Origin of the sequence: Kribbella pittospori (genome assembly GCF_004331465.1) — a bacterium.
Taxonomy (GTDB): Bacteria; Actinomycetota; Actinomycetes; order Propionibacteriales; family Kribbellaceae; genus Kribbella; species Kribbella pittospori.
Map to the genome: position 1 here is coordinate 112,272 of NZ_SJKB01000011.1, position 20,771 is coordinate 133,042.

Consider the following 20,771-nt stretch of genomic DNA (forward strand, 5'->3'; position numbering starts at 1 on the left):
CCGGATGCCCCGCTGCTGGCACCATGGCGGCATGATTACTCCGGAGCAGTTGAGCGCGGCACCGAAGGTTCTTCTGCATGACCACCTGGATGGTGGGTTGCGGCCGGAGACGGTGTTGGAGCTGGCGAACGAGATCGGGCATGTGCTGCCGCGGTCCGATGCCGGGGAGCTCGGGGAGTGGTTCGTCGAGTCGGCGGACTCGGGATCGCTGGAACGGTACCTGGAGACGTTCGACCACACCGTCGCGGTGATGCAGAACGCCGAGGCGATCAAGCGGGTCTCCAGTGAGTGCGTGCAGGATCTCGCGGCCGACGGCGTGGTGTACGCCGAGGTCCGGTACGCGCCGGAGCAGCACCTGAACGGCGGACTCTCGCTGGAGGGGGTGGTCGACGCGGTCCGCGAGGGCTTCGAGCACGGGATGGCGACTGCGGAGCGGCCGATCGTCGCGCGCCAGTTGTTGACCGCGATGCGGCACAAGGCCCGCTCAATGGAGATCGCCCAGCTCGCGGTCGCGTATCGCGATGCGGGCGTGGTCGGGTTCGACATCGCGGGCGCCGAGGCCGGCTACCCGCCCACCCGTCACCTGGATGCGTTCGAGTATCTGCAGCGGGAGAACGCGCACTTCACCATCCACGCCGGCGAGGCGTTCGGCCTGCCGTCGATCTGGCAGGCGATCCAGTGGTGCGGCGCCGACCGGCTCGGCCATGGCGTCCGGATCATCGACGACATCAACTACGACCCGGACACCGGCAAGGCCGACCTCGGCCTGCTGGCGGCGTACGTGCGGGACCGGCGGATCCCGCTGGAGATGTGCCCGAGCTCGAACCTGCAGACCGGTGCGGCCGAGTCGATCGCCGACCACCCGATAGGCCTGCTCGCCAAACTCCGGTTCCGGGTCACGGTCAACACCGACAACCGCCTGATGAGCGGTACGTCGATGAGCCGCGAACTGACCCTGCTCGCGGAGGCGTTCGACTACGGTCTGGCCGACTTCCGCTGGTTCGCCATCAACGCGATGAAGTCCGCGTTCCTCCCCTTCGACGAACGTCTCGCGATCATCGACCAGGTCATCAAGCCCTGGTACGCCGAAGCCCTAGCCGAGGCGAAGTAGGACCTTGCCCGGGGTGGATCCGGCCGCAGGGATCGCCGCGGGAGCGTCGTCCAGGTCGACCGTACCTGCGATGAGCGGTGACAGGTCAATGCCCTTGGCAAGCAACTCGACGGCCTCGGTGATCTCGTCGACGAAGCGGTAGGAGCCGGTCCAGGTGATCTCGCGTGTGACGAGATCGGCCAGCACCGCCGGCGTCGGGACGATCGGGAGATTGCCGACCTGCACGACGGTCCCCCCGCGGGAGGTGGCGTGCAGGACGGCGCCGAGTGCGGCAGGCACCCCGGATGCCTCGACCACCAACTCGACATCCGACGGAAGCGTCTGGTCGGCACCGAGATCTACTACGTCGTCTGCGCCCAGCGAACGCGCCTGGTCCAGTGCCGCCGCGTTCACATCGGCCGCGACCACCCGCCCCGCGCCACGCGCCTTCGCGGCCGCAACCACCAGGCACCCGATGGACCCGGCGCCGTTCACCAGCACCTCACGGTCATCCAACGGACCAAGCCGCCCGACCGCGTGTAACGCGACAGCCAGCGGCTCCGCCAGCGCACCGAGCTGAGTACTGACGCCAGAAGGAAGCGCCCGCAACTGCGAGGCCCGGAACACCTTGTACGTCGAGAACCCGCCATCGACATGCGGATCGAACGCGGCCGACCCCAGGTACCGGACCTCGCGGTGCAAGTTCGTCCGCCCCATCAACCGCGCCGGCAGCGGCTCGTCCGACGGCGTCGCCGGATGCACGGTCACCGCATCACCAACGGCGTACGACGTCACTCCCTCACCCAGTACGGCGACCCGCCCGGCGACCTCATGCCCGAGCACCAATGGATGCCGCAGTACGGCGGTCCCGGACGCACCGTGCAACGCGTACGAGATGTCGCTCCCGCACACCCCGCCCCACTCCATCGCCACCAGGACGTCACCAGGACCGGGCGACGGGTCGGGCCGTTCTTCGACCCGCACGTCACCCGGTCCGTGGACCACGACTGCTCTCATGCACCGATCATGCTCACACCGAGCGCTGGTAGGTGCGGAATGCGCGCGTCGACAGCCAGCCGACGAAGAGCGTGAAAGCGAGCAGCAAACCGGAGTGGCGCAGTACCGACGACCAGTCGGGGTCGGCCGCCAGGGCCTGACGAGCGGCGATCGCAGCCCAGTCCACCGGATTGAAGCGAGCCGCGACGTTCACCCAGTGCGGCGCCACCGACGGGTCGATCATGATCGACGACATGAACGTCAGCGGCAGCGAGACGAACTGCGAGATCCCGATCAGCGCCTCCTGCTGCCGGGTCAGCAGCGCCACCGCGTTGGACAGCGAGCCGAATCCGATCCCGACCAGCATCGACACCCCGATCGTGACCAGATAGCCGGCCGCACCGCCGTCGTACCGGGCGCCAGCGGCCATGCCGATCGCGAACACCAGAATGGTCTGAATCAGAGTCGTCGTCGCGTTGCTGATCAACTGACCGGCCATCAGGCCGCCACGGCTGACCGGAGAGGCCAGCATCCGGTCCATCACACCGCGCTCCATGTCCGCGATGAACGTCGTACCGCTCCAGCCGCTCGTCATCAGCGCGGTCATCATCACGATCCCGGGCGTCAGGAACGCGATGTACGACGAATCGCTGAAGCCCGGGATGTTGACGACACCCTTGAACAGCTGGCCGAACAGCAGCAGCCAGATCGCCGGCTGGACCAGGGTGAACGCGATCAGAGCAGGCTGCCGGTACTGCGCCCGCAGCCAGCGGCCGGTGATGAAGCGAGTGTGTGAGGTGAATCCCGGAGCTGCGGTCGACATCACGCCGCCTCCTCTTCCACCGCACGGAACGAGCGTCCCGTGTACTGGAGGTACACGTCGTCGAGCGACGGCCGGGACACGGTCACCGCGGTGACCGGAATCGCCTTGTCCTCAAGGGCTCCCAGTACGGCGGGAACCGCGGTCGCACCGCGATCGACGCGGGCGCGCAATGCGTTGCCCTCAACAACGATCTCGCCGACACCGGCCAGCCCGCTGAGCAGGGCGCGGACGGTGCCGTCGAGGTCCGGGTCAACCAGCTCGACGTATACGGAGTCTCCGCGCAGCTCCGCCTTCAGCGCCTCCGGGGTGCCCTCGGCAACGATCTTGCCGTGATCGACGATGGCGAGCTGACCGGCCAGCCGGTCCGCCTCTTCCAGGTAGTGCGTGGTGAGCAGCACGGTCAGACCCTCGTCACCAGACAACCGGCCGACCTCGTTCCACAGTTCGGCGCGGGCCTCCGGATCGAGACCGGTGGTCGGCTCGTCCAGGAACAGCACCTGCGGCCTGTGCACCAGCCCGAGCGCGACGTCCAGCTTGCGCTGCATGCCGCCGGAGTACGTCTTGACCTGACGATCGCCGAACTCGGTCAGCCCGAACCGTTCGAGCAGTTCCGCGGCCCGGCGTACGGCGTCCGCGTGGGACAGGCCGTAGATCCGGCCGCTGAGGACGAGGTTCTCGACACCGGTGGCCATCGGGTCCGAGCTGGACTTCTGCGGTACGTACCCGATCGCGTGACGGACCTGGTCCTGCTCGCGGACGACGTCGTACCCGGCGACTCGCGCCGTACCGGAGTCGGCGCGGGACAAGGTGGTGAGGATCTTGACGGTGGTGGACTTGCCGGCGCCGTTCGGCCCGAGGAGGCCGAGGACGACGCCTTCCGGGACGCTGAACGTCAGCCCGTCCAGTGCGCGCAGCGGGGGCTTCTTGCGGCCGGCCGGGTACGTCTTGACCAGGTCGACTGCCTCGAGGGCGTGCGTATCCATGATGTGGTGGCTCCCTTGTGGGTGATGGGAGCCGGTCCGCTGCTGGCTATCCTGATGGTTGCGCCTTGGGTGCCAGGTCTTCGGACCGACTCGAGGAACTGCGGCCCTTGACCCGGGTGTTGCCGCACCGTGGGTCGGGGGCCGTCTCGTACTGTTACTGCGCTTCCGGTGGCATCGCCCGCATCCACTCGAATTCGGTCCCGAAGTACTTGACCGGGTCCTTGAGTTGCTCGGCCGGGGTGATGCCCTTCTCCTCGAAGAGCTTCCAGGCCTTGCGCCAGAAGGAGGAGCCGCCCAGGGTGTCGGCGCGAATCTCCTCGGCGAGTTGGTGCACGTACTCCGACTCGGCCTTGAGCAGGGCGAGCCGGAACTCCGACTCGACCCAGAAGATCCGCGGGAAGTCCATCGACGCCATCTGCTCGTGCAGTGCGGTCGTCTTCTCGATGTCCGCGTCGATCGACTTGGCGCGCTGCTCGAGCAGTTCGGCCGCGCGGTCGGGTCGCAGGGCCGGCAGGTACGCCAGGCCGGCCTCGAGGGGATGGAACTCGCGGGTGGTCGTGCCGACCAGTTCGGTCAGCCAGTCGTCGAACTCGGCCTGCCCGGTGCCGGTGATCTGGTACACCGTGCGCTCCGGGCGATTGCCGTCCCGGACCGTCTCGAGCGCCTCGATGAAGCCGTTCTTCTCCAGCGCCGCGACGACCGAGTAGAGCGAGCCGTAGTTCAGCTTGATGCTCTGGTCCTTGCCACGGGCCCGGAGCAGCGTGGAGATCTCGTACGGGTGCATCGGCCGCTCGCCCAGACTCCCGAGCACGGCGAACGCCAGGGGATTCCCGACCTTCCGCTTGGCCATCAGCCCCTCCTCGATCTCGACTACTCGAAATCGAGTATTAGCTGGAGGGTATCCGATGTCAAGTATTCAGCTGGCGGTCTGGAAGGTGCGCCGGTAGTCCTGCGGAGGTACGCCGACGACGCGGCGGAAGTGGTGGCGGAGTAGGGCTGCTGTGCCGAAGCCCGATTCGGCGGCGATCTGCTCGATCCCCATCCGGGTCTGCTCGAGGAGGGTGCGGGCGCGGAGGACGCGCTGGGTGGTGACCCACTTGAGCGGCGTGGTGCCGGTCTCGGCGACGAAGCGGCGAGCGAAGGTGCGCTCGGACATCTGGGCGCGCCGGGCCAGTGCGGGCACGGTGTGCTCGATGGTCAGGTTGTCGACCATCCAGTCGAGCACCGGCTGCAGGCTCTCACTCGACGACTCCGGGACCGGGACGTCCACGTACTGGCGCTGGCCGCCGTCGCGCTGGGGCGGGACGACCATCCGCCGGGCGATCCGGGTCGCGACCGCACTGCCGAGCTCGCGGCGGACCAGGTGCAGGCAGGCGTCGATCCCGGCCGCGGTGCCGGCGCTGGTGATGATGTTGCCGTCGTCGACGAACAGTACGTCCGCGTCCAGCTTCGCCAGCGGGAACTGCTCCTGGAACTTCTTCTCGTAGCGCCAGTGCGTCGTACATGGACGCCCGTCCAGCAGACCCGCCTTGCCGAGCACGAACGCGCCCGAGCAGACCGTCAGCAGGATCGCCCCACGGGCCTCGGCCCGCCGCAGCGCGTCGAGAATGCGCTCGTCGTACTCCTCCCGCCAGGTCGTCGCCGGCAGCGCGACCAGGTCGGCGTCCTCGAGCTCCTCCAGCCCGTACGGCGCGATCACCGCGGAGTGACTGCTGCTCCGCAGTGGCTGGCCGGGCGTGGTCGAACACACTTTGAAGTCGAACGCGGGCACACCGTCATCGGTCCGGTCGAGGCCGAACACCTCCGACACCACCCCGAACTCGAACATGGCGACGTCCTCCATCAGGACGACCGCGATCTTTTCCAGCATGGAGCCAGTATGGCAGTAATTTGTGGAACTATGTCAATAGTGCCAGTGGTGGCGGGATCTAGTTGGTAGCATGATTACTGCCATGACCGGATACATCGTTTTCGTAGTACTCGTGCTGGCCGTGATCGCGGCTCTGGAGTTCAGCAACAGGCGCCACTCGACCGGTCTGTCCACCGGTCCGGACGGCTCCTGGGTCGCTGACGACCGCGACGTGGCCCGGACCAAGCTCGACCTGCTCGCCCTCGGCGGCAAGGCCGAACCCTTCAACCACAAGCCCGTGACGACCACCGGCTCCGTGCACACGATCCGCCGGGCCCGTCTCACCACGCCTCACGGCCGCCACGCGGCCTGACCGATACACCGGAAAGGCCCGCCAGGGGACTCCCCTGGCGGGCCTTCTGTTTGATCAAACCCCACCTGCTTTGATCAAACCCTGCTGAGCCGGCGCCGCCACGTCGGTGCGGTGGCGTTGGTGATCGCCCGCAGTACGCCTTCCACGGGTCCGTAGCCGAAACGGTTCAGCCAGAGGTGGCTCAGCACCACCTGTCCGGCGAAGATCGCGACCGCGATGCCCAGCGTCGCAAGCGGAGACACCTGCCCGACCAGGCCGAGTCCGACGCCGGTGAAAATCAGCACCATCGCTACCGACTGACCCAGGTAGTTGGACAGTGCCATCCGCCCGGCCGGTGCCAGCACTCGGCGGACGTCCTGGCCGCGGTCGGAGTGCATGACCCTGAGCAGCGTTGCGACGTACGCGGCGGTGAGGAACGGTGCGGTCAGCACGCTGGCCAGTACGGCGCCAGTGTCGCCGTTGCCGCCCGCGGATGCGTAGATGATCCCGCCGGTGATGCCGATCGTGAAGCCGAGCCCTTGGATGAGCCGGAGTACTGCCTCGGTGCCGGTGATGTTCGCGAGCATCCGTCGGCGGCCGAGCACCATGCCGATCAGGAACGCAGCCAGAGTCGTCGGACCTTGCACGGTCAGCAGCGACAGCCCGTACGTCGGCATGGCCCGGACATGTTCGCCGATGACGTCGCCGAATGATCCCGCCAGGTCGGCCGCGGTCTGCTGTGCCGCGGCGACAGCGGTGGTCGGGTCGAGGACTGCCGACGTGTCCATGAACAGCGCCGCCGCACCCAGCGTGATGAACAGGTAGGCATAGATGGAGCCGGCCACGATCAGCGCCGTCCGGTCCGACACCCGCCGCATGCCCAGCAGGACCAGGCCGATCAGCGCGTAGACGCTGAGGATGTCACCGGTGATCAGGAAGATCCCGTGCAGTGCCCCGATCACGAACAGGCCGCCGAGCCGCCGCAGCATCCGCGGCTTGAACGCGGCGCCGGCCTTCTGCGCCGCCTCCATCTGCAACTGGAAGCTGTACCCGAACAGGAACGAGAACAGCAGGTAGAACTTCATGTCCACGAACGTCGCCGACAACCAGTGCACCGTCTGGTCCAGCCACGACTGGTACGCCGGATCCTCGGCCAGGTGGATCGGGAAGCCCGAGGCGGCGAAGGTGATGTTGACGATCAAGATGCCCAGCAGGGCGAAACCACGCAGCGCGTCGATGTCCTGGATCCGCGTCCGATCGAGTCCCTGGCTCATGTGCTCCAGCACACCAACACCAGCGCCTGGACACACTCACCCTGCCCCCTCCCCTAGGGGTGGACTTTCACCTACCTCGCGATAAACCCGTGGGATCGCCTGGCTCGGTTGTGCGACAGTACGGCGCGTGACCGACTACCGGGATGTGAATCGGGCGAACTGGGATGAGCGGGTGCCGGCGCATGTGGCGTCGCCCAGCTACCACGTGGCCGAGTTCGAGAAGGATCCGGCGTACCTCAGTGAGGTGGTGCGGTTCGATCTGCCGCGGCTCGGTGACGTGTCCGGGCTGCGGGCTGTGCACCTGCAGTGTCATATCGGCACCGACACGGTGTCGCTGGCCCGGCTGGGCGCGCGGATGAGCGGGCTGGACTTCTCCCAGCCGGCGATCGAGCAGGCGCAATCGCTGGCCGACCGGCTCGGGCTGCCGGTCGACTTCCATGTGGCTGACGTGTACGACGCGGTCGAGGTGCTGGGCGCGGCGTCGTACGACCTCGTCTTCACCGGGATCGGCGCGCTGGGCTGGCTGCCGGACATCCAGCGCTGGGCCGACACGGTGGCCGGGCTGCTGAAGCCGGGCGGACGGCTGTTCATCCGCGAGGGCCACCCGATGCTGTGGGCGCTGGACTCAGGCCCGGAAGATGCCGTGCTGAAGTGGCCCTACTTCGAGACCACCGAGCCGATCGTGTGGGACGAGGGCGGGACGTACGTCGAGACCGACGTCGAGTTCGCCACCACCGTCACGCACGAGTGGAACCACGGACTGTCCGAAATCATCACGGCGCTTCAGCGGGCCGGGCTGATCTTCGACTCACTCGCCGAGCACGACAGCGCGCCCTGGAACGCCCTCCCCGGCCTGATGACCGAGGACGAGGCCGGAGAGTGGCGCCTGACGGAGAACCCGCACCGGCTCCCCGCCACCTACACCCTCCAGGCCCACCGCGACCGGTGACCGTCAGTGCGCGCGGCGCTGCTGCACCTTCTGGAACGCTTCCTTGATCTTCCGCTGGTTCTCCGGCTTGCTCAGCTCACGCTGCGCGATCTGGGCCAGCTTGGCGACGACGGCACCCTTCACCAACGTCTTCACAAACCCCATGAGGGCCTCCCTATCCTGTTGCCACCGACGGTAGCGGCCCGGAACAACTGTCTCCAATAGGTGATTCACCGGAGAAACCCGGAACCTGACCGGGGCGGCGGGGTGGGAAGAGCGGAGACACTGTCCCTGGCTTCGGGCACACTGGGACGGTGCCAGAGTTGCCGGAGGTGGAGTCGCTGGCGGTGTTCCTGCGGGAGCGAGCCGTCGGCCGGGCGTTCGTGCGTGCGGACATCACCGCGATCAGTGCGTTGAAGACGTACGATCCGCCGATCTCGTCGCTGGTCGGGCTGCTGATCGACGACGTCCAGCGGCACGGGAAGTTCCTGGACATCGAGGCTCAGGGTGTGCACCTGGTGATCCACCTGGCGCGGGCCGGCTGGCTGCGGTGGCGGGAGGAGCAGTCGACCGGGCTGATCCGGCCGGGGAAGGGCCCGATCGCGCTGCGGACCGTGCTGGACGACGGGTCCGGGTTCGACCTGACCGAGGCCGGCACGCAGAAGAAGCTCGCGGTGTACGTCGTCCGCGACCCGGCCGAGGTCCCAGGGATCGCGCGGCTCGGGCCGGATCCGTTCACGCTGTCGCTGGACGACTTCAGCGACATCCTCAAACGCCAGGGCCGGGTCCAGCTGAAGGGCGTCCTGCGGAACCAGTCGGTCATCGCCGGGATCGGCAACGCCTACTCCGACGAGATCCTGCACGTCGCGAAGATGAGCCCGTTCAAGCCCGCCTCGAATCTGTCCGAGGACGAGCTGAAGACCCTGTACGACGCGATGCGCGAAACCCTCCAGGACGCCGTCGACCGGTCCGCCGGGCTCGCCGTCCAGGACCTGAAGTCGGAGAAGAAGTCCGGCCTGCGGGTGCACGGCCGCAAGGGCCAGAAGTGCCCGATCTGCGGTGACATCGTCCGCGAGGTGAGCTTCGCTGACTCCTCGCTGCAGTACTGCGCCACCTGCCAGACAGGCGGCAAGCCGCTCGCCGACCGCCGCCTGTCCAAGCTGCTCAAGTAGCTACGTCGTCATCAGGTCGAACATCGTCTTCACGTCGGCCGAGTTCGGTGTCGACAGCAACGTCGGCGTACCGCTCGTCGTCCGGAGTTCAACCCATCACAGGTGAATCGAATACGGAGACGAGGCCGAGCGGCGCCCGGCGTCCAGCCGGGCTTCGAGGACGTACACGCCCGGCCGTCCGTTGATCGCGGCGGTCCAACCCGTCGACCCGCCGGGCTCCAGCTCTTCGAAGGTCCAGCGGCAGATCCCGGTGGGCAGCGCCAGCTCGACCTCCCCCTGAGCGACCGTGCGGCCGAAGTTGGTGACGCGGACAACCAGTTCGCCGGCCGAACCGCAGGCATGGATCGACGCCAGCACGGTACCGACCGGCGCGACGAGCACCCGCCGTACTCCGGGCGGAAGTGTCAGTGGAACCACGAGGCCGGCCGGCACCTGGAAGGGACCGATGGTGCGCCCGAGGTGATGGATGGGCAGCGATTGGTTAGCGAGTTCGATCTCGCCGGTCGCCTCGCCGAAGACGCGTACGGCGACGTCCGCGGAGCGGCGGGCGACGAGGTGGGCCGTCGTACCGGCCGGCGTGAGGTCCCAGACGCCGTCCGCGTTGGCGGTGACCGTGTCCGGCGGGACGATCCGCAGCTTGCCCTCCAGCGAGACCCGGACGACGGCGCGCTCGGTGGACTCGGGCAGGCGGACGAGCAGGTCGTCGCCGTCGTGCCGCCACGTCAGCGCCCTGCCGGTGCCGTCCTCGACCACGTGCCGCGGCGTGGTCGCCAGGCCCGGTAGCCGGACCTCGTGGTTCGGGGGACGGCGGGTGATCCGGAGCAGCAGGAGCTCGCCGTTCCGCAGGATCGCCTCGCCCCACGGCTGCGGCCCGAACTCGCCGGGGATGCCCTGAATCAGTGCCAACGCCGCCGCCTCCTGCGATCTACGTTCCGCAATCGGGTCTGCCGGTGTCAACGCGATTTCCACCCCTCGACCCGCCATGGCCGGATCGCGTCACCGGCGTCTGGAATGATCGGAGGCATGTTCCAGAATCAGCAGATCCCCTCGGTCGTGGTGGCCGAACTCGACGACACCTTGCTGGCGGAGGCGTTCGTGCTCGACGTCCGCGAGCCGGACGAGTGGGACCGCGGGCACATCGAGGGCGCCGTGCACATCCCGCTCGGCGACCTGCAGCAGCGGGTCGGCGAGGTGCCGGCGGACCAGAAGGTGCTCTGCGTCTGTGCGGTCGGCGGCCGGTCCGGGATGGCCACCCAGTTCCTGAACTCGATCGGCCGCGAGGCGATCAACCTGGACGGTGGCATGCACGCGTGGCAGGTGTCGGGGCGCCCGGTCAGCACCAACTGATCCGATCAGTAGAGAAGAAAACCTTCCGGTCAGCCGCTGGAGACGTTACTTTGTCACCGGTCGGTTGACCGGCGTACACCTGTGCCTCAGGTGGCGGTAGAGCGCACCGCGTCGGATGGCCGCGTCCGTCCACGTTGGGGAGGCTCCCGTGTCGCTCTTCCGTCCCTTGACCACAGCAATCGGCGTGGGTGGCCTGCTGGCCGGTGTCATGGTCAGCCCGTCCCACGCGCAGACAACAGACGGCCCGATCCCGGATGCCGGGATCGCCGGTGACGGCGTACTGACGACGCGGGAGGACAGCCCGGTCGCGCCCGGCGTGAACTACACGTCGTTCGAGCGCCTGGACCCCAAGGGCTGGCAGCGCGGCGACATCCTCACCACCGACCTGGACAAGCACGGGGTGACGGTCGACTACGTCAACACCGGCAAGGTCTCCGGCGGTACGCCGCTCAGCCGGCAACTGGCGAGCCGAGGTGCGATCGCCGGCGTCAACGGCGACTTCTTCGACATCAACGACACCACCGCGCCGCTCGGGGTCGGCATCCAGCGCGACGGCCGGCTGATCAACGCGCCGGCCGCCGGCCACAACGACACCGCGGTGATCGGCAAGGACGGCCTGGGTCAGATCGCACAGCTCTTCCTGCAGGGCAGCGCGACCGACGACGACGCGACCAAGCTCGAGCTGACCAACCTGAACTCGCCGGCCGTCAACTCCGGCGGCATCGGCCTCTACACGCCGGAGTGGGGTGACGCGGCCCGGACCCGGACCGTCGACGGCCTGCCGACCGTACGCGAGGTGATCCTTCGCGACGGCGTGGTCGTCTCCTCAGCCGCCACTCCGGGCACCACCCCGCTGGCCGCGAACGAGCAGGCGCTGATCGGCCGGGAGGCCGGAGCCGACGCCCTGACCGCCTTCGAGGTCGGCGACAAGGTCGACGTCGAGTACGGCCTGCGCCCGGATGCCGCGAACGTTGCGGTTGGCATCAGCGGCAACTACCAGCTGGCTAAGGACGGTGTGGTCCCCGCCGACGTACCGGACGCCGACCTGGCACCGCGGACGGCGGTCGGCTTCGACAAGGACGGCAGCCGGATGTTCCTGCTGACCGTCGACGGCCGGGCGACCGGGTCCCGTGGGCTGTCGCTCAAGGAGATGGGCGTGCTGATGATCGGCCTCGGTGCCGACGACGCGCTCAACCTCGACGGCGGCGGCTCGTCCACGATGCTGGCCCGCTCGCCCGGTGAGGCCGGCCCGCACGTCGTGAACGACCCGTCCGACGGTGGCGAGCGCCTGATCCCGAACGGTCTCGGACTCCTTCCGGTGAAGGGCTCCGGCAAGCTCAAGGGCTATCAGGTCGAGGCTCTGGGTACGGCGGCCGATGGCCCGGACGCCGATCTGTCGCGCAGCTCCCGCGTCCTCACCGGCCTCAGTCGCGTCCTCACCGCCACCGGCCACGACGAGACCTACGCTCCCGCGACAGGTACGCCGTACTGGTTCGCCGGAAGCAATGTCCGCGTCGACCAGCAGGGTGTGGTGACGGGCCGACGGGCAGGCGACGTGGTGGTCACGGCGGCTCGCGGTTCGGCGAACGGGAGGTTCCCCATGACGGTCCTCGGTACGCCGACCCGCCTGGCACCGTCGACGCGGCAGGTGTCGTTGGCGGACTCTGCCGCGAAGGGAATCTTCGAGGTCGACGGGTACGACGCCGACGGGTTCTCCACCTGGATCGAGCCGCGGGACGTCACATTGACCTACGACCCGGCCGTCGTCAAGGTGGTTGCCAAGGGCAATGGGTTCGAAGTCAACGTGCTCAGCGACGATGCGGTCTCGACGGTGGTCACGGCCGAGGTCGGTGACCTGACCACGCAGCTCAGTGTCACCGCCGGTCTGACCAGCACGGTCGTGGACGAGGTCGACGACCTGACCAAGTGGGCCGCGAACGCCGTACCGGTCGGTGCTGCGACGGCCTCGCGGTCGGCGGCTGAGGGCCACGACGGCGGCCAGGCGATCGCGCTCGACTACTCGCTGACGGGCAGTACGGCGACGCGAGCGGCGTACCTCTCGCAGACGCCGCAGCAGACGCTGCCTGGGCAGCCGCAGAAGCTTGGCGCCTGGGTCTACGGCGACGGCAAGGGTGCATGGCTGCGGGCGAACGCGTACGACGCTGCCGGTGGCACCGCGCAGACGCTGAACCTCGCGGCCACCGTGGACTGGACAGGCTGGAAGTACGTCGAGGCGGACATCCCACCCGGTCTCGCCATGCCGCTGCGGTTCTGGCGAATCTACGTCGTGGAGACCGTGCCGACCCGGCAGTACTCGGGCCGGATCATCATCGACGACCTGACCGTGCGCAGCGCGCCTCCGGTGACCGTGCAGCCGCCGGCGAAGGTGATCGACCCGATGGTCGTCACGGACGGCACGGTGACAGGCGCCGGCCGCTGGCGGTTCGCGGTCATGTCGGACGCGCAGTTCACCTCCGACGACCCGAACTCCGACTACGTGAAGCAGGCTCGGCGGACGATCCGCGAGGCACTCGCGCAGCACCCGGACTTCCTGGTGATCAACGGCGACTTCGTCGACCGGGCCTTCCCGAACGACATCGCGCTGGCCAAGCAGATCATCGACGAGGAGGTGGCCGGCACGGTGCCGGTGCACTATGTGCCCGGCAACCACGAGAGTTACGGACCGGGTGACCTGTCCGAGTGGAGCAAGGTGTTCGGGTCGCCGACCAGCACCTTCGACCACAAGGGCACGCGGTTCATCCTGCGCGACTCGTCGCTCGGTTCGCTGCGGGCCGGTGGGTTCGACCAGATCCGCGACCTGCGCGCCCAACTCGACGACGCGGCACGGAACAAGTCGATCCGGAACGTCGTGGTGATGGCGCACCACCCGATCGACGACCCGTCCCCGACGGCCAACTCGCAGCTCGGCGACCGCAAGGAGGCCGCGATGCTGGTGAAGTGGCTGGCCGACTTCCGCGCGCAGACCGGCAAGGGAGCGGCGTACATGGCGGCGCATGCCGGGACGTTCGCCGCGACCCGGACTGACGGCGTACTGCTGCCGCTGACCGGCAACTCGGGCAAGAGCCCGGCCGCTGCGCCGGACGCGGGTGGCTTCACCGGCTGGGCGCTGGTCGGGATCGACCCGAAGGCCACGGCGGCTCCGGCCGGCGAGCGGAAGTGGTCGGCGCCCGAGCGGTCCTGGTTCCAGGTCGAACTGCGGCCGCACGTGGACTCGCTCGAGCTCGCGGCGCCTGCGACGCTGCACCGAGGTGAGACGGGCACGGTGGCCGCGACCGTGGTGCAGGACGAACGCCGGGTGCCGGTCGCGTTCCCGGTGTCGTCCGACTGGTTCGGCTCGGCGCTCCTCCACATCGGTCCGGCCAACACCGCACCGTTCTGGGCTGTCGCGTCGTACGACCCGGCGACCGGCAAGGTGACCGGCATCCGCCCGGGCACGATCCAGCTGGGTGTCACCGTCAACGGCGTCTCCAAGAGCAGCACGATCGAGGTCACTTGGTAGCGTTCCGCGCGTGACTGACGTGAGGGTGCCCGCACAGCTGCAGGCTGGGGACCGGGTGGCTGTGGTTGCGCCATCCGGTCGGGTCGAGGCGGAGCGGCTGGAGATCGGGACCGGGCACCTCAAGGCATGGGGCCTCGAGGTCGAGGTGATGCCGTCGGTGCTGGCCGGGCATGAGCGGCTGACCTACCTGGCCGCCGACGACAAGGCCCGGGCCGAGGACCTGCGGACGGCGTGGCTGGACTCACGCTTCGCCGCCGTGTTCTGCGCCCGCGGTGGGTACGGCGTTCAGCGGATGCTCGAGTACGTCGACTTCGACGAGCTGGTCGCCGTACCGAAGTGGTTCATCGGGTTCAGCGACATCACCGCGTTGCACGAGCCGCTGAACGCGCGCGGACTGGTCACCATCCACGGACCGATGGCAGCGGCCGTCGAGCAGTTGGGCGCAGCGGACGGCCGGGAGCGGCTGCGCGAGCTGCTGTTCGAGCCTGAGAGGGTGACCGACCTCCTGGCGCCCGCAGGCGCCCGGACTGTGGTCGGCGGCGTCGCCGAAGGACTGCTGCGCGGCGGCAACCTGGCGATGCTCGCGGCAAGCATCGGTACGCCGACCTACGCGCCGCCGACCGGGATCGTCGTGCTGGAGGACGTGAGCGAGGACGCCTACCGTGTGGACCGGCTGCTGACCCAGCTGCTCCGCTCGGGTTGGTTCGCGGGCGTCACCGGGCTGGTGATCGGCGACTTCAGCGGGGCGGACGACTCCGACCTGGTGAACGCAGTGATGCGCGATCGGCTGGAGCCGCTCGGTCTGCCGATGGTCGAGGGTGCCGCGATCGGGCATGAGGACCTGAACCTCGCCGTACCGCTCGGACTGGCGGCGCGGCTGGACGCTACCGCCGGGACGCTCGCACCGCTGTTCAGCTGACCAGGTGATCCCGTAGGAACGTCAACGCCTTCGGATACGCGTCGAGCTTGTTCTTTAGCTTCGCCAGGCCGTGGCCCTCGTCGTCGTACACCAGGACCTGACAGGGCACGCCGCGCTTCGTCAGCGCGTCGCTGACCTGCTCGGTCTCCGACAGCGGCACCCGCGGGTCGTTGGCGCCATGGATGACGAACAGCGGCGCCCGGATGTCGTCGACCCGGTTCAACGGGCTCGCGGACTCCAGGAACTCCCGGTCGGTGGCGAGGTAGCCGTACTCGCGCTCACGCATCGCGCGTCGGTAGTCCGAGGTGTTCTCCAGGAACGTGACCAGCGAGGCGATCCCGACGATGTCCACACCGGCGGCCCACAGCTCCGGCTGGAACGCGAGCCCGGCCAGCACCATGTAGCCGCCGTACGAGCCGCCCCACAGCGCGGACCGCTTCGGGTCGGAGCCGATCGTCGGCAGCCACGCGTGGATCGCGGCCAGGTCCTTCACCGAGTCCAGCCGCAGCTCCCGGTCGTCCAGCGAGTACCACCGCTTCCCGTACCCCGCCGACCCGCGCACGTTCGGTACGACGACCGTGTGGCCATCGGCGGCGAGGGCGGAGACGACCGGAACCCAGTTGCGCATCGCCGCGCCCTCCGGACCGCCGTGCACGTGGACGATGGTGGTCCCCAGGTCCGGGCCGGTCGGCCGGAACACGAACACCGGCACTTGCTCACCGTCGAACGACGGCACCAGCAGGCTCTCCGGATGCGTGAGCTGCGCCGGCGGCTCCGGCATCTCCGGTGGCCGCACCGCCAGCAGCTCCCCTGACGCCGGGACGTAGCGGAACACGGTCGGAGGACAGACCGGCGAGCTGTACGTGATCGCCGCGAACGAGCCGTCCGGGGACCAGTGCGGATCAGGCGTCAGCATCAGCAGCCCGGCGCAACCACCCGGGGGCAGACCGACCGGAGCGACCTCGGAGCCGTCGTCGAGCCGATGCAGGGCCAGCGACACCTCGCCGTCGTGCAGTACGCCGACCAGCAGGTCCTCGCCGTTGGGAGAGGCCCAGCCGGCCAGATCGCGGGAGTCGTCCACGAGTACGTCGTTCCACGCCCGGTCACCAAGGTCGTACCGACGCAGGGCCATCCGGTCCCGGTCCGCGTTCGTCGACACCAGGAACCCGGTCGAGTCCGGCAGCCAGGACACCGCCGCCTGGTCGTTGTGCGCGTCGTACGGCGTGAGCTCGGTGACGGACCGGGTGCCGGTGTCGACCAGGAGAAGCTGGATGGAGTTCGCCGGGGCGCTGGCCAGGGACAGCACCACCCACTTGTCGTCCGGGGAGGGCGCCACCCCCATCACCCAGCCGCCACCGTCGTACAGGGCCATGTCCCTGTCGCTGCCCAGGTCGTGGGCGACCAGGTCGAAGTCAGTGCCGTTGCGCCGGTTCGTGGTGAACAGGACGCGGCCGGGCTTGGCATCGACCAGGTGGTGGACGTACTCCGGGTCGTGGACGAGCGGGGTCAGAGTGGGGAGCCCGGGCTCGTCGAGGTCGAGCAGTGAGAGCTGACCGAGCTCACTGCCGCCGTCGTCGTGCTCGACGACGACCTTGCTGCTCTCGGGGACGAACCGTGCACCGCGGACGGTGTCGTCCAGCGCGGTCAACGCCCGCCAGGTCCCGTCCGGTGCCACGTGGTGCACCTGCCGGGTGCCGCTGCCGTCGTACAGCACGAGCAGTGCACCCTCGTCGTTCACATCGAGCGCGGTCGTGGACGGGAGTGAGAACAGCGTTGTCAGCACAGGTTCATCCTCACACGCGACAGGTCCGGGGGCAGGCCCAACGGCCTGCCCCCGGAGCCTGGCCTCAGCGATCGCCGTGCCAGGAGTGCCAGAGCGCCGCATAGGGGCCCTGGGCATCGACCAGTTCGTCGTGGCCGCCGAGCTCGACGATCTTGCCGTCCTCGACGACCGCGATCACGTCCGCGTCGTGCGCGGTGTGCAGCCGGTGCGCGATCGCCACCACGGTCCGGCCTTCCAGTACGCCGGCCAGCGACCGCTCCAGGTGTCGCGCTGCCCGCGGGTCCATCAACGAGGTCGCCTCGTCCAGAACCAGCGTGTGCGGGTCGGCCAGCACCAGCCGGGCCAGTGCGACCTGCTGCGCCTGCGCCGGCGTCAGCGAGATCCCACCGGAACCCACCTCGGTGTCCAGCCCGTTGTCGAACCCGGCGACCCAGCCGTCGGCGTCGACCGAGCGCAGCGCCGCCCAGAGGTCAGCGTCGGACGACTCCGGCCGAGCCAGCCGCAGGTTGTCCCGGACGCTGCCCACGAACACGTGGTGCTCCTGGTTGACCAGCGCCACATGACTCCGAACCTGCTCGGCCGACATCTTGTCGAGAGCAGCACCGCCCAAGGTGATGTCACCGAGCCGCGGCGAGTAGATGCCGGCCAGCAACCGGCCCAAAGTCGACTTCCCTGCACCGGAAGGTCCCACGAGCGCAACCCGAGCGCCTGGCTCGACCGTGAGCGTCACGCCGTGCAGGACGTCGCGACCCTCCAGATAGCCGAACCGCACCTCGTCGGCGAGCACCCGTCGGCCCTCGGGCTCGGCCTGCTCGTCGGCCGCGGCCGCCTCGATCTCACGGACCCCGACCAGCCGGGCCACGGACACCTGCGCGACCTGGAGCTCGTCGTACCAGCGGATCATCATGTTGACCGGCTCGACCAGCATCTGGATGTACAGCGCACCCGTGGTGAGGGCGCCGACGGTGAGCCAGCCCTGGATGGCGAAGCCGCCACCGATCACCAGCACCGCGGCCAGCGCCACCGTGTGGGTCATGTTGATCACCGGGAACAGGATCATCCGCAGGTACAGCGTGTACCGCTCCCACGCCACCCACTGACCGATCCGGGTGTCGCCAAGGTTGATCCGCCGGTCGCCGAGCCGGTGCGACTCGACAGTCCGGCCGGCGTCGACGGTCTCAGCGAGGCCTGAGGCCACCGCGGCGTACCCAGCGGCCTCCGACCGGTACGCCGAAGGCGCACGGCGGAAGTACCAGCGAGCGCCGATGATCAGGATCGGCATCGCGATCACAACGGCGACGGCCAGCGGCGGCGCGGTGATGATCAACGCACCGATCAGCAGCCCCGCCCAGATCACAGCGATGGTCAGCTGCGGTACGGCGTCCCGCATCGCGTGCGAGAGCCGGTCGATGTCCGTGGTGATCCGGGACAGCAGGTCACCGGTCCCGGCCCGCTCCAGGACTCCCGGCGGCAGCCCGACCGCGCGGACCAGGAAGTCCTCGCGCAGGTCGGCGAGCATCTCCTCGCCGAGCACCGCACCACGCAACCGGGTCAGCCTGACGAACACCGTCTGCACCAGCAGCGCGCAGAGGAAGCCGACCACGACGTACGGCAGGTCGACGTCGGTCTTGCCCTGCGACAGCTTCTCCACCACGTTGCCGAGCAGCCAGGGCCCGACCATCCCGCTCAGCGCCGCCACTGTGTTGACCAGCGTCAGCCAGGCGAACGCACGGCGGTGCCGTCGGAACAGGATCTTCAGATAGGCGCGCACCGTCGCGCTGCCTGCCACCGGCAGCCGCGCCGCTTCCTGCGGCTCCGCCGGGTCGTACTCGGGGCGTGTGAACGAGCGAAGCGAGTTCACCATCAGGCTCCTCACGCGGACTCCTCCTCGAAGGTTGGCTCGTCTTCACGGGTGACCACCGCGCGGTAGCGCGGGTTGGTGTGCACCAGCTCGTGGTGCGTCCCGACCGCCTCGACGCGGCCCTCCGGCACGAACACGACGCGCTCTGCGCGGTCCAGCATCAGCGGGCTGGAGGAGAACACCACAGTGGTCCGGCCGCCCCGCAGCAGTCGCAGACCGTCGGCGATCCGGGCCTCGGTGTGCGCGTCCACCGCACTGGTCGGCTCGTCCAGCACCAGCACCTGCGGGTCGACGTACAGCGAACGGGCCAGTGCCACTCGCTGCCGCTGCCCGCCGGACAGGGACCGTCCGCGCTCGGTGAGCACAGCCTGCATTGGGTCCGAGACACCAGCCGGCAGCGTCTGCCGCAGTACGTCGAGAATGTCCTCGCACTGCGCGGCGTCGAGTGCCGTCTCCGGTGAGACATCTCCACTGGACGGTACGTCGAACAGCTCACGCACCGTCCCGGACAGCAACACCGGGTCCTTGTCCTGCACGAGTACGACGGTCCGGGCGGACTCCAACGGGATGTCGTCCAGCGGTACGCCGTCCAGCAGCACGGACGCCTGGATCTCCTCGGCACCCGGGCTGTGACCGCCCAGGCGATCAGCCAGCCGACCGCCCGCGTCCGGGTCACCGCAGACGACCGCGGTGAAGCTCCCGGCCGGCACGTGCAGGCCGGTCACCGGGTCCAGCAGGTCGCCCTCGGGCAGCTGGGCCTCGGCGGTGCCCATGGTCTCGTCGGTCCGCTGCAGCGCCAGCACGCGCGCGGCCCGGCGAGCCGACACCTTCGAGAAGATGAAGGCGCTCGCCGTCTCCTCGAACGTGTGCAGCGGCACCAGCATGAACGTGATGAACCCGTACGTCGTGACGAGCTCGCCGACCGTGATCCGGCCGGACGTCACCAGCCGGACACCCATCCAGACGACCATCACCAGGAACAGTCCGAACAGCAGCACCTGGAAAGCCGCGATCAGCGACCACATCCGGGCACTGCGGACCGCACTGGCGCGGTAGTCCTGCGAGGCGTCGCGGTAGCGATCCAGGAACAGCTGCTCGCCACCGATGCCACGCAGTACGCGCAGACCGGCCACGGTGTCCGCGGCCAGCTCGGTCGCGCGGCCGCCCTTGGCCCGCTGCACGTCGGCGCGACGCTCGGCCGGCCCCATCAGCGGGACGATCGAGAACGCCAGCACCGGAACGGCGATGGCGACCACCAGGCCGAGCTGCGGCTCGTAGAACAGCAGCCCGATCACCACGGCGAAGCACGTCAGCAGTGCGGCCGCGAACTGGCCGAGCACCTCGACGAACCAGCCGATCTTCTCGACGTCGCCGCTGCTCACGGCGACCACCTCACCGGCAGCGATCCGGCGGGTGAGCAGCGAACCCAGCTCCGCGGCCTTGCGGAACAGCAGTTGCTGCAGGCGTGCCGCCGTACTGATCCAGTTGGTCACCACGGCGCGGTGGAAGAACGAGTCGGCGCCGGCCTTGGCCGCACCGAACACGAGCAGCAGTACCCCGGCCAGGATCAGCTTGGGCCAGGACAGGTCGATGACCGCCTGTACGGCGAGACCGACGGCGACCGGAGCGGCGGCGATACCGCCGAAATAGAGCAGCCCCCAGAACACGGCGAGGGCTTGCCCGCGCAGCTGCTGGTGCTCCAGCCAGATGATGAGTCGGAGACCGGACCGGGTGTCCGGCACACCCGGGTCGGCGAACGGAATGAGGCGCAGGGACATGACGTCTCACAAAGAGGCATAGAAGGATGGAGAAGGCACCTGACCAGGCGAATGGATCAAGCCTAGGCGGGGCCGCCGACAGTCCGCCAACCGTTT

At 68.9% G+C, this 20,771-nt stretch carries 18 protein-coding genes; 7 read left to right on the forward strand and 11 right to left on the reverse strand.

Annotation, left to right across the window (positions count from 1 at the left end; translation table 11 throughout):
• Window positions 1-31: 31 nt before the first annotated feature.
• On the forward strand, window positions 32-1,111 hold the full coding sequence (locus E0H73_RS31370; protein WP_131362369.1) for an adenosine deaminase: 1,080 nt from the start codon (window positions 32-34) through the stop codon (window positions 1,109-1,111).
• Here E0H73_RS31370 and E0H73_RS31375 read toward each other — a convergent pair.
• From E0H73_RS31375 to E0H73_RS31395, 5 genes are all read right to left on the reverse strand, one after another.
• On the reverse strand, window positions 1,094-2,107 hold the full coding sequence (locus E0H73_RS31375; RefSeq protein ID WP_131362371.1) for a zinc-binding dehydrogenase: 1,014 nt from the start codon (window positions 2,105-2,107) through the stop codon (window positions 1,094-1,096). The two genes, E0H73_RS31370 and E0H73_RS31375, sit on opposite strands and share 18 nt — an antisense overlap.
• Before the next feature lie 13 nt (window positions 2,108-2,120).
• Window positions 2,121-2,909: an ABC transporter permease gene (locus E0H73_RS31380; protein WP_131362374.1), complete on the reverse strand. Its 789-nt coding sequence runs from the start codon at window positions 2,907-2,909 to the stop codon at window positions 2,121-2,123.
• The gene (locus E0H73_RS31385; RefSeq protein ID WP_131362376.1) at window positions 2,909-3,892 is read right to left on the reverse strand and encodes an ATP-binding cassette domain-containing protein; all 984 of its coding nucleotides are present in this window, start codon (window positions 3,890-3,892) and stop codon (window positions 2,909-2,911) included. Before E0H73_RS31385 ends, E0H73_RS31380 begins: the two co-directional genes overlap by 1 nt.
• A gap of 154 nt (window positions 3,893-4,046) precedes the next feature.
• Window positions 4,047-4,742: a PadR family transcriptional regulator gene (locus E0H73_RS31390; protein WP_131362378.1), complete on the reverse strand. Its 696-nt coding sequence runs from the start codon at window positions 4,740-4,742 to the stop codon at window positions 4,047-4,049.
• Between the two features lie 66 nt (window positions 4,743-4,808).
• Window positions 4,809-5,762, reverse strand: a complete 954-nt coding sequence (locus E0H73_RS31395) for a GlxA family transcriptional regulator (RefSeq protein ID WP_131362380.1) — start codon at window positions 5,760-5,762, stop codon at window positions 4,809-4,811.
• An 82-nt stretch (window positions 5,763-5,844) separates the two neighbouring features.
• On the opposite strand from E0H73_RS31395, the gene E0H73_RS31400 reads away from it, so the two are divergent.
• On the forward strand, window positions 5,845-6,114 hold the full coding sequence (locus E0H73_RS31400; RefSeq protein WP_238164393.1) for a hypothetical protein: 270 nt from the start codon (window positions 5,845-5,847) through the stop codon (window positions 6,112-6,114).
• A 74-nt stretch (window positions 6,115-6,188) separates the two neighbouring features.
• Here E0H73_RS31400 and E0H73_RS31405 read toward each other — a convergent pair whose 3' ends face one another.
• A complete protein-coding gene (locus E0H73_RS31405) occupies window positions 6,189-7,367 on the reverse strand; it encodes a DUF418 domain-containing protein (RefSeq protein WP_131362384.1) in 1,179 nt (392 codons plus the stop codon).
• A 127-nt stretch (window positions 7,368-7,494) separates the two neighbouring features.
• On the opposite strand from E0H73_RS31405, the gene E0H73_RS31410 reads away from it, so the two are divergent.
• The gene (locus E0H73_RS31410) at window positions 7,495-8,316 is read left to right on the forward strand and encodes a class I SAM-dependent methyltransferase (RefSeq protein WP_131362386.1); all 822 of its coding nucleotides are present in this window, start codon (window positions 7,495-7,497) and stop codon (window positions 8,314-8,316) included.
• 3 nt (window positions 8,317-8,319) lie between these two features.
• Here the strand turns inward: E0H73_RS31410 and E0H73_RS46090 are convergent, their stop codons facing one another.
• Complete coding sequence (locus E0H73_RS46090) at window positions 8,320-8,460, reverse strand: hypothetical protein (RefSeq protein ID WP_165553432.1); 141 nt, start codon at window positions 8,458-8,460, stop codon at window positions 8,320-8,322.
• A gap of 149 nt (window positions 8,461-8,609) precedes the next feature.
• Between E0H73_RS46090 and E0H73_RS31415 the strand changes: the two genes are divergently transcribed.
• Window positions 8,610-9,467, forward strand: a complete 858-nt coding sequence (locus tag E0H73_RS31415) for an Fpg/Nei family DNA glycosylase (protein WP_131362388.1) — start codon at window positions 8,610-8,612, stop codon at window positions 9,465-9,467.
• A 96-nt stretch (window positions 9,468-9,563) separates the two neighbouring features.
• Here the strand turns inward: E0H73_RS31415 and E0H73_RS31420 are convergent, their stop codons facing one another.
• A complete protein-coding gene (locus E0H73_RS31420; RefSeq protein WP_131362390.1) occupies window positions 9,564-10,373 on the reverse strand; it encodes a hypothetical protein in 810 nt (269 codons plus the stop codon).
• A gap of 117 nt (window positions 10,374-10,490) precedes the next feature.
• On the opposite strand from E0H73_RS31420, the gene E0H73_RS31425 reads away from it, so the two are divergent.
• The 3 genes from E0H73_RS31425 (at window position 10,491) to E0H73_RS31435 (ending at window position 15,253) form a co-directional block, all read left to right on the forward strand.
• Window positions 10,491-10,814 (forward strand): rhodanese-like domain-containing protein, encoded by a 324-nt coding sequence (locus tag E0H73_RS31425; RefSeq protein ID WP_131362392.1) that lies wholly within the window; start codon window positions 10,491-10,493, stop codon window positions 10,812-10,814.
• 148 nt (window positions 10,815-10,962) lie between these two features.
• Window positions 10,963-14,334 carry a phosphodiester glycosidase family protein gene (locus tag E0H73_RS31430; protein WP_238164394.1) on the forward strand — a complete coding sequence of 1,124 codons (3,372 nt, stop codon included), beginning with the start codon at window positions 10,963-10,965 and terminating at the stop codon, window positions 14,332-14,334.
• Between the two features lie 10 nt (window positions 14,335-14,344).
• Window positions 14,345-15,253, forward strand: coding sequence for a S66 peptidase family protein (locus tag E0H73_RS31435; RefSeq protein ID WP_131362396.1), 909 nt, complete (start codon window positions 14,345-14,347; stop codon window positions 15,251-15,253).
• On the opposite strand, the gene E0H73_RS31440 is transcribed toward E0H73_RS31435, so the two are convergent.
• From E0H73_RS31440 to E0H73_RS31450, 3 genes are all read right to left on the reverse strand, one after another.
• Window positions 15,246-17,036: a S9 family peptidase gene (locus E0H73_RS31440; RefSeq protein ID WP_202867646.1), complete on the reverse strand. Its 1,791-nt coding sequence runs from the start codon at window positions 17,034-17,036 to the stop codon at window positions 15,246-15,248. The two genes, E0H73_RS31435 and E0H73_RS31440, sit on opposite strands and share 8 nt — an antisense overlap.
• A 64-nt stretch (window positions 17,037-17,100) precedes the next feature.
• Window positions 17,101-18,912 (reverse strand): ABC transporter ATP-binding protein, encoded by a 1,812-nt coding sequence (locus E0H73_RS31445; RefSeq protein ID WP_238164395.1) that lies wholly within the window; start codon window positions 18,910-18,912, stop codon window positions 17,101-17,103.
• A complete protein-coding gene (locus tag E0H73_RS31450) occupies window positions 18,909-20,675 on the reverse strand; it encodes an ABC transporter ATP-binding protein (protein WP_131362400.1) in 1,767 nt (588 codons plus the stop codon). The genes E0H73_RS31445 and E0H73_RS31450 overlap by 4 nt, the downstream gene beginning before the upstream one ends.
• Window positions 20,676-20,771 lie beyond the last annotated feature (96 nt).